Here is a 13205-nt window from a genome sequence, read left to right as displayed (position 1 = left end):
CCGCCCCGCGCGGCGCCACCACCTTCGCCCTCTGGGAGCCCCCACTCCTCCCCGGCCTCCCCACCGCCCTCCCTCCCCCAGTCCTCCCGACGCCAGCACCCACAGTCCTTCCGCCCGCAACCCACCCGTCACCGGCGCCCGGAGCTCCCCTACCCACTGTCCTGCCGCCTCCCGCGCCCGCAGCCACGACGGCGGCTTTCACGGCGGCAACCGGCGCAGGAACTGGTGCGCAGACAGGCGTGGCAGGATCCCGCACGGCACTAGCTGGCGACGCGGCCGACTTCATCACGACCACCGATGGCACACCCGCTGTCGCCGCGCTCCGGGAGCCCGCGTCAGCCCCCGCCCCCGACCACGCATCCAGCTCCGCGTCAGTCTCCCCACCCAACCCCACACCGGATTCCGCGTCAGTCCCCACACCCGACCACGCATCGAGCTCCGCGTCGGTCCCCGCACACAACCAAGCATTGGGCTATACGTCAGTCTCCTCACCCGACCCCGCACCAGGTTTCGCGCCTAAGGATTCGTCCACATTGGATCCGTCATGGACAGATGGACCACTGGATGCCGAACCGGTGCGCCGGTCGGCGGTGCGTGAGGCCGGTGACCTGCTCGCAGATGCGGTGGCTCGCGGCGTTCGCACGCTCGCATTCGTGCCGTCCCGGCGTGGCGCCGAAGTGGTCGCGAGCCAGGCCAGGCGCGCGCTCGACGAGGTGGTCCCGGGCCTGGGCAGCCGGGTCGCCGCATACCGAGCCGGCTATCTCCCGGAGGAACGGCGCGCGCTTGAGCAGGCCCTCGCCACAGGCGAGCTTGTCGGGCTGGCCACGACCAGCGCGCTGGAGCTCGGGATCGACGTGAGCGGCCTGGACGTGGTCCTCCTTTCCGGCTATCCGGGCACCCGATCGGCGATGTGGCAGCGCGCGGGCCGGGCCGGGCGCGCCGGTCGGGATGCACTGTGCGTGCTGATCGCCCGGGACGACCCGTTGGACACCTATCTGGTCCACCACCCGGCGGCGCTCTTCCATACGCCCATCGAGGCGACGGTTTTCGACCCGGCGAACCCCCATGTCCTCACGCCGCATCTGTGTACGGCGGCGGCCGAAAAGCCACTCACGACCTCCGATCTCGAGTTGTTCGGCGCACCCCGCTCACTCGTGGACGATCTGGTCCAGCAGGGTGCGCTGCGACGCCGCCCGAACGGTTGGTATTGGACGCATCCCGGCCGCCCGGACATCGATCTGCGGGGAACCGGCGGCCCGCCGATCTCGGTAATCGAGGCCTCGACCGGTCGGCTGATCGGCACGGCGGATGCGGGCGGCGCACACCATCATCTGCACCAAGGTGCCGTCTACACCCACCAGGGCCGCACGTATGTCGTCTCGCACCTGGACCTCGACGATGGCGTGGCCCTGGCGGAGCCGGAAAATCCGCCCTTTACGACCCACGCACGGGACGTCACCTCCTTGGATGTGTTGCAGGTCCGGTCCTATGTGGATGCTGGCCCGGTTGGTGTCTTCCTCGGCGATGTCGAGGTCACAAGCCAAGTGGTGTCGTTCCAGCGGCGCCGGCTCGACAGTGGCGAGGTGCTCGGCACATGGCCGCTGGACCTGCCGCGCCGGACGCTGCAGACCGTGGCCGTGTGGATGACCCTCGCCGACTCCACGTTGTCGAACGTGGACGATGTGCCGGGCGCGCTGCACGCCGCCGAGCACGCCGCGATCGGACTCCTGCCGCTGGTCGCCAGCTGCGACCGCTGGGACATCGGCGGCTTGTCGACCGCCCGCCACGCCGACACGGACGCACCCACGATCTTTGTGTACGACGGGCATCCCGGCGGAGCCGGCTTTGCCGAGCGCGCCTTCCACATGATGCAGGCTTGGCTGGCCGCGACCCGCGACACCGTCAAGTCGTGCGGCTGCGAGCGGGGCTGCCCCGGCTGCGTGCAGTCGCCTAAGTGCGGCAACGGAAACAACCCCCTCGACAAGGATGGTGCGGTGGCCGTCCTGTCGGTGCTCCTCTCGCACCTGGACCGGCTTCACGCTCACCCGGACCGATCCGGTGCTCACTCGAACAAAGTCCGGTGCCCGCCCGGACCGGTCCCGGGCACGCGTGGACCGGTCCCGGGCACGCGTGGACCGGTCCCGGGCACGCGTGGATAGGTCGGAGCTGAACTGGGCTGATCTGAACCCGCGGCGACCGGGCTGGTCCACCAGCAGGCTGCGGCTGAGCGCCACCAGCCGCGCGATCCCGTGCTTGCCCGCATGGAGGCCCACTCGGCGAAGAAACTCCTCGCGTGCAGTCCACCCCTCGGCAAGCGCCCGGCACAGCGCTGCCTCCGCAGCATCGTCCGGCAACACCAGCAGGCAGTCGAACACTGTGCGGCCTAGGGTGGTCCGCCTGCCGACCTCGTACGGCACGACATCGCCGGGCGCCAGCCGCTCGCGTCGTGTCTGTAGCCCCGGCATCCTGATCCTCCTATTCACCGGTACCGTGATCCATGTCCGCCTGTCGGGCACCCCGATCCCCCACGTCCGAGCGGCCGATGGTCCACTTAGGACAGCGCTGCGGATGCCCAGCGCTGCGGCACGGTCCCGGACTGAGGGCGTGATCTGCAGGCCGGCCCGGGCGAGCACCGGGCCGAGCACGATGATCCACTGCCCCGATGCCAGGCGATGATGCATCTCTGCACATCGGAAAATTCGGCTTCCCTCGCCATCTGCCCGCGTGAACAGCCCGATCATTCGGCGTCGCGGGCCGCGCACGCCGCCGCCCCGGGTGCGGACCGGATAGGCACAGCCCGCGCCGACAGCACCGAACCAGTGCGCACCGGATCAGCATGATCCGGGCTAGCAGGGACCACGCCAGCAGGGCCTGAACCCACAGCCACCGGACCAGCGGGCACGGGACCGGCACGGCCCACACCCACAGCAACCAAACCAGCGCGCATTGGATCGGCATCGTTCGGGCCAGCAGGGTCGGGATCAGCGCGGACTGGGCCTGCGCGGGCGGTCGCCTCGGAATCGCGCAGCCGCACGGTCACCGTGAGGTCTAACCCATCAAGCTGGCAGGACACGACCTCCGCACCGTTGCGGGCGGCGATCGCGGCTGCGCGGGCGCACGCCGCATCGCGCCCTTCGAAACCGCGCATCGCCCCGGCCAATGCGCCCATGTCTGCGGCCACGCCGGCCTGCGCTCGGGCGATGAGCCACGCTGCGGCCCTGGCCAGCCCCGCACCGGCGAGCACCAACGCCAACCCGATCGCGGCCGCCACGATGGTGGCTGAGCCCCTGTCATCGCGAACGCGTCTCATGGCTCCAGCACCGCCGTTGCCGAGCACCCCGTGACCGGCCGGTGCACCGCCACCGTCACGGTCTCGCCATCGCGTGAGACGACTGCACCGTCGGGAATGGACGGGTCGCCGCCTCGCGCCAGCGCGAGCGCCGTGTCGCGGGTGACGGAGATGCAGCCGAGCTTGGCTGCCACCGCCACCATCCCGGAAACCGCGGCCATGGCAAGCATCACGACCACCGGCAGGCTCAGCGCCCACTCCACGGTCGTGCTGCCCCGATCGCCGCTCATGACGACGACAGCGCACGCAGGATCACACCTGCCAGCGCGCTCTTGACGCTGTCACTGCTCACGATCGCCAGCAACCCGCCGGCGAGCGTCGCGGCGGCGAGCCCGACAATCGCGTATTCCACCGTGTTCATCCCCCGATCCGAACGCCATTTCCTCACTTCGATCCTCCTTTTGGTGATGACTGTCAAAACACCTCGCCGAGCACGGCGAGCACGACGGGCACCAGCCCGCCGAAGATGAACGCGGGCAGGAAACACAAGCCCAGCGGGAACACCAGCAGCACACCCATCCGCTGGGCATGTGCCTGGCGGGCGTGAGCCGCATCGGCGCGGATGTCGTCGGCACACCGGCTCAGCGCACCCGACATGGCGGCGCCGCTGTCGGCCGTGCGCTGCGCGGCATTGACCAGCCGCCGGGCCGGGCCGGGCACCGATCCCTTGGCCGAACCCGCGATCGCCAGGCGCTGCCACGCCTGCCTCGGCGAGATCCCGGCCTGCAGCTCGCGCCCGATCTGGACCAGCTGGCCGGACAGCGGGCCCTCCAGCGCCTCGCCGACCCGGCTCACGGCCACCCCGACCGGCAGGCCAGCACGCAGCGTGACGGACAGCAGATCGGCCGCGACAGCCAGCTCGGTGAGGCTCCGGGCGCGATCGGCGCGCGGGCGCGCCAAGCGGTCGGCCCACGCGAACCCCGTCAGTTGCAGGCACACGGCCAGGGCCGCGCACACGACGCCGACCTCGCTGCCCAGCAGCATGCCCAGCGGATTCGAACCGATGGCGTGCCCGAGCCCGAGCGCCGCGAGCGGCAGCGCGGTGAGCAGGACACCGGTCAGCCGCGTGCCCGCCGCCTGCGCCTCGGCCACACTGTCCACACGCGACAGTGCGATGTGGTGCGACTCGAGCCGCTCCAAAAGGTCGGCCAGTGGCGCGCCCGTGTGGTCGCTGAGGCGCCGAGCCGCCCGTGCCAGCCGATCGAGCTCGCGATCGGGCAGTGTGAACAGGGCCGTTGTCGCCCCTGCCCGCACGTCCGCCGCGACCGCGGACAGCACGTCGAGCGCCTCCGCGCGGCGATGCGCGGATTCGACCCGCTCGCGCCGACGGCTGAGGACATGTCGCGCCGCGAACCCGTAACCAAGGATGATCACGCCAGCGGCGGGTGAGGCGATGGCCGCGCCGAGCCCCGCGACGACGATCAGTGCCTCAACCAGGCCGGGACGGGGGCGCCACGCTCGGCCAGCAGCCGGGCGAGAAAGCCCGCCGCCGGGCCGATCCCGCCCCTGCGGGTCCACACCGGCCACGCGGTCACCCCGCCGCCCGGGCCCGATCGACGCAGCAGACATATCTCCTCCAACTCACGATCTCCAGCGATGCGGCGCAGGTGCAGGACGACCTGAATGGCCGCCGCGATCTGTGAACGCAGTGCGTCAATGGGCAGCCCGCCGAGCAGGCCCAGCGCTTCGAGCCGCACGGGCACCTCGGCTGCGGCGTTGGCGTGCAATGTGGTGGCGCCACCGTCATGGCCCGTGTTGAACGCGTTGAGCAGATCGGCCACCTCGACGCCGCGAACCTCGCCCACAACGAGCCGGTCGGGGCGCATCCGCAGCGCCTGACGCACCAGGTCGGTCAGCGACACGGCACCGACACCCTCCACATTGGAGCCTCGGGCCTGCAGCCCGACCACGTGTGGGTGCGCCGGAGCAAGCTCGGCCGCGTCCTCGACGACGACGATGCGCTCACGCACCGAGACCAGTGTCAGCAGCGCGTTGAGCAACGTTGTCTTCCCCGAACCGGTGCCGCCGGAGATGAGCAGCGAGAGCCGCGCTGCGACGAGCCCGACGAGCAGCTCGGCCAGCGGCGCCGGCACGAGCTCGGAAAGCGGGCGAGAACGCAGGCGGAATGTGCGCAGCGACAGGTAGGGCCCGGTCGTGGCGATTGGTGGCAGGACGGCGTGCATGCGCGTGCCGTCGGCCAGGCGAGCGTCCACATAGGGGCATCCGTCATCGAGCCGGCGCCCACCGGCGGCCGCCAGGCGCTGGGCCAGCCGCCTCACATCTTCGCCGGAGCCCATGGTCAACGGCGCCCGGACCAGCCCCGACCCGCGATCGATCCACACCTGAACCCCGTTGACGAGCACATCGGTCACCTCGGGATCCGCGAGGAATTGGCTCAGCGGGCCCGCCACGACATCGCTCATGACAGGGACTCACGCAGCAGGCGGGCACACAGCATCGCGAGATTGCTCTCCGGGCTGGCGCCGGGCGGCAGCCCGTTTTCCATGGCGGCGGCCAACCTGGGCTCGGTGCGCACGCGACCGGCGAGCGGCAGCCCGAGCACCTTGGCGACCTCGGCAGCCCTCCGCCGGCCCGACACGGGCTCGCGCAGCACAATGGACAGCTGGTCGCGGTGGGACATCACCGCGCCGGCCACCCGGGCCGCCGCGGAGGTCGAGCGCAGCCCCGGCGTCACCACCATCAGCGCGTGATCAGCGGCCCGCAGGGCACACTCGGCCGCGTCGTCGAGATGGCGCGGCAAGTCGACGACAACGAGATCGCGCCCCGCGCGGCCCGCGCTCAGCACCACCTGCATCACATCGGGCAGCAGGCGCGGCGATCGGTCGCCCTCGCCGTCATCGGTGCGATCACAGGAGAGCAGCACCAGATCGCCCCGGTTAGGCAGCGCGCCGACGAGCGTGTCGGAGTCGATCCGGCCGCCCGCCTCGGCGAGCTGCGGCCAGCGCAGCCCATGCTCCTGCTCCCAACCGAAGAGCAGGTCAATGCCTCCGCCAAACGGATCGGCGTCGACCAGCAGGGTGCGTCGGCCCTCGCGCACTGCGGTCACGGAAAGTGCGGCCGCCAGCACGCTCGCGCCCGCTCCGCCCCGGCCACCGACGACCGCGACGACTTTGCCACCTTCGGGCTCGGCCCGCAATGCCCTGGTCAGGCGCTCCTTGAGCCAGAGCTCGCCGGTGGGAAGCTGGATGACGTGCTCGGCGCCGACGTCATAGACGAGATTCCATCCCGCCTCGTCGTTGTGGACGCGGCTGACCACGACCACACCGCCGCGCTTCGGGGGCGCCCGGCGCAGGTCTTCGGCCTCGATGTCGGCCCCGATCAGCACCAATGGCGCCTTGCCGTAGATCCGGCGGGCGGCCGCCAGGTCGGGCGCCACGTCGGCCTCGGCGCCCACCGCGGCCACGATGCGCAGCAGGTCATCGAGCATCTCGGGATCGGACGTGATCAGCAGCGGTCTCATGGGAGCACTTTGCTCGCGGGGGCGGTGTGATCGCCTACGCCGAGGCCCGTGATCTGTGGATAACTCGCGCCTGTGGATAACTTTCCGGGTACCAGATAAAAAGACGGTCCTGCCTAAACACATAGGCAGGACCGTCATAGGGCTCGGCTCCGGGGGGATGTGAGCCGAACCGCTCAGCGGCCGCGGGGGGAGGCATGCCGCTGAGCCTGTCGAGCGACAGCATGCCTGATTCAGGGTGCCTGCGTCGAGAGGGACCACCTGGGACACGCCACGACACGCCGGATTTTTACAAGATCCCCCGCTGCACGGGTTACTGAGTGCCCGCTTAGTGACGGTTCAACGATAAACGGGTTCACGGAATGTCGGTGGGTCCGGCTAGACTCCGGCGCGTGGGGCGCAGTGCTGCGTTTTTCGACTTGGACAAGACCGTCATCGCCACATCGAGTGCGCTGGCGTTCGGCAAGCCGTTCTATCGCGATGGCTTGATCACGAAGCGCGACGTGGTGAAGACGGCCTTTGCCCAGTTCATGTTCAAGCGCTCCGGTGCCGACGAGCAGTCCATGGCTCGCACCAGGGATTACGTGGCTCAGCTATGCAAGGGCTGGAAGGTCGAGCAGGTCAAGCAGATCGTCAACGAAACACTGCACGAACTTATTGATCCTTTTGTGTACGCTGAGGCCGCCGCGCTGATCGAGGAACATCAGGCGGCCGGGCGGGACATCGTGCTCGTTTCCGCCTCCGGTGAGGAGATGGTCCAGCCGATCGGTGCACAGCTCGGCGTGACGGACGTCATCGCGACCAGGATGAAGGCGGCCGACGGGCGTTACACCGGCGAGATCGAGTTCTATGCGGCGGGCACGGCCAAGGTCGAGGCCGTGCGCAAACTGGCTGCCGAGCGGGGCTACGAGCTGGCGGACTGCTACGCATACTCCGATTCGGTGTCCGACATCCCGCTGCTCGCGGCGGTCGGCCACCCGAGCGCGGTCAACCCCGACAAGGGGTTGCGGCGGGAGGCAGTCGAGCGTAGCTGGCAGATCCTGGAGTTCCGGCACCCGATCCCGCTTGGACGCAGGCTGCGCAGCCGTCCAGCGGTGCCGGTGGCCGCTGCCGCGCTGGGCCTCGGGGTGGGCGTGGCCATCGGCATCGCGTGGTATGGCCGACGCCGCCGAGCCCGCGCGGCGACGACGTAACGAGGCCGACGGCGGGACGAGACGATGCCGGCCGTCCATATAGAGGCCCGCAACGTTGCGGAATCCGTGGGTCGCCTGAAAGGCGAGCGCTCCGGGCCACCCGGCATCGGGGGACACCGCGATTTGGGTTGCCCGAAAGGCGAGCGGTCCAGGCCACCCGGCATGGCGGGACACCGCGATTGAGGTCGCCCGAAAGGCGAGCGGTCCAGGCCACCCGGCATTGGAGCAAGGCGGGCTGGGCGAAACATGAGACGAGCTCACTAATAATGAAGTGACGCCTAAGAAGCGAGGGACGCGAAATGCGAGGCGCCCTGTGAGCCGCGTCGGTAAACCGCGAGGCGAGGCAGCCGGAGAAGATGGGGTTACCCGTGGGGAGGTCAAGGGGTTCCCGGGTGACGAGACGGTATGCAACATCAGAATCATCTGTCACACATTCCTTTTCAGCTCTGGCGATCACTACCAAACGGGCGTAGAAAGGGATTACGGAGGCTGATCGCAGGCAAGCCAACTGACGGAACGGCATCCGGGCACGGCCACCTGGCACCCACGCGCGAATCCAGCCGTCGTGAAGGCAAGTCACGGCGGACCGGCAAGTGGGTCCGACCGAGGACATAAGGCGAATTGCACGCTTGGTAACCGGGTTAGGACGTGCGAGATGGCGCCGCAAAGCGTTGCGGCGCCATCGCTATGGCGAAGGCGAAGTGTCTGGTCGAGCGAGCCGGGAGCAAACGCTGGAGGCGTTTCCGGTGACGTCGGACGTGCGGGCTGAGGAGGCCGCATCGCCTGAGCTGAAAGCGCCGCGTGAAGCGAAAGTACTGTCCGCAGTGATGGCGTGGGCCTGCGACGACTGGGCTGCGGGAGGGGGCGAGAGCCGCCCGCAAAATGCTGGGCTGTGAGCCAGCCATGTGAGCGACTACTGGAAGCCCGTCAAGACTGTGCCGCCCGCGAGCAGCGAACTGCGCCGCGTGGAAACTTAGCCGCCGCCAAGAGGGTACGTCAGGTAAAGCAGTCAACTGCGGCGTGACGGCGGCTGGGAAGACCGATTATGTACGGGCGAATGGGGACGAGGCCACGGAGTTGGCAGCCAAGGTGATGGCGAGGGCGTAGTGCTTGAGCCATGAGCGGATTCCGTCGGTGGTGCCCGTGGCGAAGGCGAGCGCGGCGCCGCGGTATTCGGGCTCGCGTTCGAGGTGTATCTCCTCGACCGGGATGATGCCGCGCGGGTCGAAGGCCGACGAGACCAGCGTGAGCCGGGCGGCGGCCCGCGCTACGAGCCCGTTGACGCCTGGGAAGGGGTTGAGGGCGAGCATTTCGCCGTGCACGACGGCGGCCCGGATGAGTGGGTCACCTGATCGGTTGACGACATAGGCGCAGACCTGGTCGAGAGGGGCCGACGGGCGGCCCAGCGAAGCGGAGTCGACGACTCCCGTCCCGGCCAGGACGTGAAGTTTCGCAAGCACCTGACGCGGCGCGGACTCCCACTTCGACGCAAGCGTCGGCAACGCCTCCGACAACCGCAGCGCACCCTGCATCCCACCATCGTGGACCGCCCCGGCCCGCACGAGCTCTAGGTCGTACCCACCAAAATCTAAAGAAGCCGATGCCACCGCCGACCGTAGGGCGATCTCGGCGGCCGCCGCACCGCCCTCTCGTCGCAGAGAAGGATGCCGATAGGCGCCGTCCACCGCATCGCGGGCGCCCTTTACCGCAGACTCTATGTCTGTCAGATTGAGCAGCGGCGCTAATGGGTCCATCATGGTCACCCAGGGTACCCAGCAGATTTAGTTAGGATTCCTTCCCATGAGCGAGACTTTGGAAAACCTGCTGCAGGAGACGCGGCAATTCCCGCCACCGCCGGAGCTTGCGGCGAGTGCCAACGTCAAGGAGGACGCCTATGCCGAGGCCGACGCCGACCGCCTGGCCTTCTGGGAGAAGCAGGCCCGCCGCCTGACCTGGTTCAAGGAGTGGGACCAGGTGCTGGACTGGTCGAATCCGCCGTTCGCGAAGTGGTTCATCGGCGGCCAGCTCAATATCGCTTACAACTGCCTGGACAGGCATGTCGAGGCCGGCATCGGTGACCGGGTCGCGATCCACTGGGAGGGCGAGCCCGGCGACACCCGTACGCTCACCTATTCTGACCTGCTGACCGAGACCAAAAAGGCGGCCAACGCCCTGCTCGAACTCGGTGTGAGCGAGGGCGACCGGGTCGCGATCTACATGCCGATGATCCCCGAGGCGGCCGTGGCCATGCTGGCCTGCGCCCGCATCGGAGCGACCCACAGTGTCGTTTTTGGAGGGTTCTCGGTGGACGCTCTCCGCGGTCGCATCCAGGACGCGGACGCCAAGCTTGTGATAACCGCTGACGGGGGGTACCGGCGCGGAGCCCCGTCGGCCCTCAAGCCCACCGTGGACGAGGCCGTCGCCGACTGCCCGAGCGTGGAGAAGGTCCTGGTCGTGCGCCGCACGGGGCAGGACGTGGCCTGGTCTTCCAAAGATGTCTGGTGGCACGACACCGTGGGCAATGCGAGCGGCGACCACGTCGCGCCCGCGCTCGACTCGGAACACCCGCTGTTCATCCTGTACACGAGCGGCACCACGGCCAAGCCGAAGGGCATCCTGCACACCACGGGCGGCTACCTGACCCAGGCCAGCTACACCCACTGGGCGGTCTTCGACCTCAAGCCCGAGTCCGACGTCTACTGGTGCACGGCCGACATCGGCTGGGTCACCGGGCACTCATACATCGTCTACGGCCCGCTGTCCAACGGCGCCACGCAGGTCATGTATGAAGGCACGCCCGACACCCCGCACAAGGGCCGCTTCTGGGAGCTGATCGAGAAGTACCGGGTCACGATCCTCTACACCGCGCCGACCGCGATCCGCACGTTCGCCAAGTGGGGCGACGACATCCCGGCCCAGTTTGATCTCTCGTCCCTGAGGTTGCTCGGCTCAGTTGGCGAGCCGATCAACCCCGAGGCCTGGATGTGGTACCGCGAGCACATCGGCGGGAACCGTACACCCATCGTCGACACCTGGTGGCAGACCGAGACCGGCGCCATCATGATCTCGCCCCTGCCCGGCGTCACCGCATGCAAGCCCGGCTCGGCCATGCGCCCGCTCCCGGGCATCTCGGCCGAGGTGGTCAACGAGGAGGGCAAGCCCACCGGCGGCGGCTACCTCGCCCTCACCCAGCCGTGGCCCAGCATGCTGCGCACCATCTGGGGCGACGACGACCGGTTCATCGAGACCTACTGGTCCCGCTTCCGTGAGCAGGGCTTCTACTTCGCGGGCGACGGCGCCAAGCGCGACGAGGACGGCGCCGTCTGGCTGCTCGGCCGGGTCGACGACGTGATGCTCGTGAGTGGGCACAACATCTCCACCACCGAGGTCGAGTCGGCTCTCGTCGCACACCAGGCCGTGGCCGAGGCCGCGGTCGTCGGCGCGACCGACCCGACCACCGGGCAGGCCATCGTCGCGTTCGTGATCCTGCGCGGCGGGGCCGATGTCTCGACCAACGAGCTTCGTGACCACGTGGCCAAGACGCTCGGCCCGATCTGCAAGCCGCGCCAGATCCAGATCGTGGCGGAGCTGCCCAAGACCCGCTCCGGCAAGATCATGCGCCGGCTGCTGCGCAACATCGCCGAGAAGAAGGAGCTGGGCGACACCACGACACTTCAGGACGCGACGGTCATGACCCTCATCTCGGAGGGCATGAAGACCTCTACCGAAGACTGAACTCGAGTCCCGGCTCGCCCCCGCAGGGCGGGCCGGGAATCAGCCGGATCGATCTGAGGTTGAGGTCCATCACGACCGTCCAGATCGTCTCCGAGCGGTCCGACGGGAGGTCCCGCTCGTCGAGGTGACGGCAGATCGCCAGCGGCGCGCTGAAGTGGTCGGTCAGCACGGCCATCAGATCGTTCTTCTCCAGCAGGAGCCGCCGTGCCCGCGCCGAGCGGAACAGCGACGAGCCACCCCAGTCCTTGATCGTGTCGTACACCGGGATGTTGCTCTCGAAGTGGTTGGCGTGCACCAGAATCCCGTCCTGCGGGTGCAGCCAGCCCGCCTCGCCGGGGGCCAGCTCAAGGTCGAGCAGCTCACCGGGCTGTCCGATCAGGAGGTTGATGGACGCCGATCGAGGGGCGCGCATCACATGCCGGGTCGCCCACGTCATGGAGTCGGCCTCCAGCACGCTACGCAGGATGACGTGATAGGGCACGCCGCCGGGGCGTCCGTCGCGATCGGACCCCAGCAGGTTGACGCACACACCGAGCCCGGCGTTGTTGAGACCCGCCTTCGCGAGCATGCCCGCCTCGGTGAGCGCCGCCACCTCGTGCCCGCGCTCGTCCCGCGTCACCAGCAGCAGCGTGTAGGGCCGTTGATCCGGGTGCCAGTCCCAGTTTTGGGCGAGGATCGTGTGCTCTTGCAGGAGACCCATTGACGTGCACTCGCCATCCTGCGGGTGCCCGTAGATGAGCTCGGACCGTGCGTTGATCGCGTAGATGAGCTCGGGCTGCACGCCGGACGCCTGCCCCAGCGCTTCGAGCATCACCGCCAGGCGCGGAAAGTGCTGCCGCGTCGTCTCCTGGAACAGGCCGCCCCGCCGCACCACCTCGGCCCGCTCGAACGGAAACCGGCGAAGATAAGCATCGACGTTGGCCCGGATCAGGTCGGCCGCCTGCTCTCCATAGGCCAAACCCATTTCCTTGGGGGTACCGCTGACGTCAATCACGCGAAGAGGGGTGCTCACGCCCGCCACTCTAACCGGCCCACCCGCACTGCGCCGCAGGTTAACAGCTCACCACACGCTACCGTGCTTATGTGACCACATCCGTGTCCGACGAAGCGTGCGTGATGGTGGACGGTCCCTGGGCCCACCGGTTTGTCAGCGCCAACGGCAGCCGGTTCCACGTGGCCGAGCTCGGCAGCGGGCCGCTGGTCCTGCTGCTGCACGGCTTTCCCGAGTTCTGGTGGGCATGGCATCACCAGCTCCCGCTGCTGGCCGACGCCGGGTTCCGGGCCGTCGCGGTTGACCTGCGCGGCTACGGCGCGAGCGACAAGCCCCCGCGCGGCTACGACGGGTTCACGCTCGCCGCCGACGTCACCGGGCTGATCCGCGGGCTGGGCGAGCGGCGGGCGATCGTCGCCGGGGCGGGCGCGGGCGGGCTGATCGCGTGGGCGGCGGCCG

At 69.1% G+C, this 13205-nt stretch carries 11 protein-coding genes and 1 pseudogene; 4 read left to right on the top strand and 8 right to left on the bottom strand.

Features of this window, described 5'->3' with window-relative positions; all coding sequences use genetic code 11:
* Nucleotides 1-563: 563 nt before the first annotated feature.
* Nucleotides 564-2159: pseudogene (locus DM816_RS33995) on the top strand (Zn-binding domain-containing protein); the annotation flags it as partial.
* Between the two features lie 578 nt (nucleotides 2160-2737).
* Here DM816_RS33995 and DM816_RS33990 read toward each other — a convergent pair.
* From DM816_RS33990 to ssd, 6 genes are read right to left on the bottom strand one after another with little or no spacing between them, the layout of a single operon-like run.
* The gene (locus tag DM816_RS33990; RefSeq protein WP_117214566.1) at nucleotides 2738-3310 is read right to left on the bottom strand and encodes an Rv3654c family TadE-like protein; all 573 of its coding nucleotides are present in this window, start codon (nucleotides 3308-3310) and stop codon (nucleotides 2738-2740) included.
* Nucleotides 3307-3579 carry a TadE/TadG family type IV pilus assembly protein gene (locus DM816_RS33985; protein WP_117214565.1) on the bottom strand — a complete coding sequence of 91 codons (273 nt, stop codon included), beginning with the start codon at nucleotides 3577-3579 and terminating at the stop codon, nucleotides 3307-3309. Before DM816_RS33985 ends, DM816_RS33990 begins: the two co-directional genes overlap by 4 nt.
* Nucleotides 3576-3737, bottom strand: a complete 162-nt coding sequence (locus DM816_RS33980; protein ID WP_425455308.1) for a DUF4244 domain-containing protein — start codon at nucleotides 3735-3737, stop codon at nucleotides 3576-3578. Before DM816_RS33980 ends, DM816_RS33985 begins: the two co-directional genes overlap by 4 nt.
* Before the next feature lie 26 nt (nucleotides 3738-3763).
* Complete coding sequence (locus tag DM816_RS43975) at nucleotides 3764-4876, bottom strand: type II secretion system F family protein (RefSeq protein WP_211588967.1); 1113 nt, start codon at nucleotides 4874-4876, stop codon at nucleotides 3764-3766.
* Nucleotides 4771-5772 (bottom strand): TadA family conjugal transfer-associated ATPase, encoded by a 1002-nt coding sequence (locus DM816_RS33970; RefSeq protein WP_117214564.1) that lies wholly within the window; start codon nucleotides 5770-5772, stop codon nucleotides 4771-4773. Before DM816_RS33970 ends, DM816_RS43975 begins: the two co-directional genes overlap by 106 nt.
* Nucleotides 5769-6815, bottom strand: a complete 1047-nt coding sequence (ssd, locus tag DM816_RS33965; RefSeq protein WP_425455309.1) for a septum site-determining protein Ssd — start codon at nucleotides 6813-6815, stop codon at nucleotides 5769-5771. Before ssd ends, DM816_RS33970 begins: the two co-directional genes overlap by 4 nt.
* 404 nt (nucleotides 6816-7219) lie before the next feature.
* Here ssd and DM816_RS33960 point away from each other — a divergent pair, with 404 nt between their 5' ends.
* Nucleotides 7220-8020 carry an HAD family hydrolase gene (locus tag DM816_RS33960; RefSeq protein WP_117214562.1) on the top strand — a complete coding sequence of 267 codons (801 nt, stop codon included), beginning with the start codon at nucleotides 7220-7222 and terminating at the stop codon, nucleotides 8018-8020.
* A gap of 1043 nt (nucleotides 8021-9063) precedes the next feature.
* Here the strand turns inward: DM816_RS33960 and DM816_RS33955 are convergent.
* On the bottom strand, nucleotides 9064-9774 hold the full coding sequence (locus tag DM816_RS33955; RefSeq protein ID WP_170318906.1) for a Fic family protein: 711 nt from the start codon (nucleotides 9772-9774) through the stop codon (nucleotides 9064-9066).
* Between the two features lie 46 nt (nucleotides 9775-9820).
* Here DM816_RS33955 and acs point away from each other — a divergent pair, with 46 nt between their 5' ends.
* Nucleotides 9821-11755, top strand: a complete 1935-nt coding sequence (acs, locus tag DM816_RS33950) for an acetate--CoA ligase (protein ID WP_117214561.1) — start codon at nucleotides 9821-9823, stop codon at nucleotides 11753-11755.
* On the opposite strand, the gene DM816_RS33945 is transcribed toward acs, so the two are convergent.
* Nucleotides 11742-12767 (bottom strand): C45 family autoproteolytic acyltransferase/hydrolase, encoded by a 1026-nt coding sequence (locus DM816_RS33945; RefSeq protein ID WP_162908108.1) that lies wholly within the window; start codon nucleotides 12765-12767, stop codon nucleotides 11742-11744. The genes acs and DM816_RS33945 overlap by 14 nt on opposite strands.
* 104 nt (nucleotides 12768-12871) lie before the next feature.
* Between DM816_RS33945 and DM816_RS33940 the strand changes: the two genes are divergently transcribed.
* Nucleotides 12872-13205: alpha/beta fold hydrolase (locus DM816_RS33940; RefSeq protein WP_117214559.1), on the top strand; the 334-nt coding region annotated here is incomplete at its 3' end.

This window comes from Allorhizocola rhizosphaerae, assembly GCF_003426775.1.
GTDB lineage: Bacteria > Actinomycetota > Actinomycetes > Mycobacteriales > Micromonosporaceae > Allorhizocola > Allorhizocola rhizosphaerae.
This window is presented reverse-complemented; position numbering and strand designations above follow the sequence as displayed.

What these genes read in the sequence shown, in the direction of transcription:
- DM816_RS33985 (WP_117214565.1), bottom strand. Translation starts at nt 3,579, where the DNA reads ATGAGCGGCGATCGGGGCAGCACGACCGTGGAGTGGGCGCTGAGCCTG.
- acs (WP_117214561.1), top strand. Translation starts at nt 9,821, where the DNA reads ATGAGCGAGACTTTGGAAAACCTGCTGCAGGAGACGCGGCAATTCCCG.
- DM816_RS33990 (WP_117214566.1), bottom strand. Translation starts at nt 3,310, where the DNA reads ATGAGACGCGTTCGCGATGACAGGGGCTCAGCCACCATCGTGGCGGCC.
- DM816_RS33955 (WP_170318906.1), bottom strand. Translation starts at nt 9,774, where the DNA reads ATGGACCCATTAGCGCCGCTGCTCAATCTGACAGACATAGAGTCTGCG.
- DM816_RS33970 (WP_117214564.1), bottom strand. Translation starts at nt 5,772, where the DNA reads ATGAGCGATGTCGTGGCGGGCCCGCTGAGCCAATTCCTCGCGGATCCC.